This is a genomic window from Flavobacterium collinsii (genome assembly GCF_902804485.1).
Taxonomy (GTDB): domain Bacteria; phylum Bacteroidota; class Bacteroidia; order Flavobacteriales; family Flavobacteriaceae; genus Flavobacterium; species Flavobacterium collinsii.
Window position 1 is genome coordinate 1 of the sequence record NZ_CADCST010000205.1, and the last position, 591, is coordinate 591.

Genomic DNA, 591 nt, shown 5'->3' on the forward strand with positions numbered 1-591 from the left:
AAAAAAACAAGTAGTGAGGTATTTAATTATGCTTCTTCTGATATGTATTTTTTAGATTTTAATAAAAGTAGTTTTTCTCCCGTATTAAATGAGTTTGTAATGTCTAAAGTATTTTACAGAGATATTGGATCTACTTATTCTCCAAAGATGGTTCAAAAAGAAAAATTGAAAGAAGCATTTGATGGAATTATATTTGTTAAAAAATCAAATGAATCGACTCTGTTAAATTAAATAATTTTAAGTTGTTAGTCAATTGATCTATTTAATTGTAGTTCGCAAAAACAGACAGGTTTTTTTGTGAAATAACTCGGTATCCTTTGGTTTGGGTAGTGGTTATCAATGATTTTTAGAGAATCATATATTATAATTCATTCAAGTAGCTAGTTTTTAAAGGTTAAAAAACAAAGACTAAATTCATAGATTTGTTTTGTCAACTAATAAACCTTGCCTATGAAATAGTTTTTTTGAAACTTTTTACAAAAAAAATCCCCCGCTACCGCACGAACCCTTTCGTGTGGTACGTTCTACTTGCACTCTCAGAATTACGAAATTTATAGTTTCTACTCATTTTAATATTTTAAACTTTTATAA

1 protein-coding gene is annotated in these 591 nt (G+C 26.7%); it reads left to right on the forward strand.

Translation table 11 applies throughout. The features are described 5' to 3' along the window. Positions 1-231, forward strand: a 231-nt coding sequence (locus FLA105534_RS23750) for a hypothetical protein (protein ID WP_173968544.1), incomplete at its 5' end; no start/stop codon positions are given. Between the last annotated feature and the right edge of the window lie 360 nt (positions 232-591).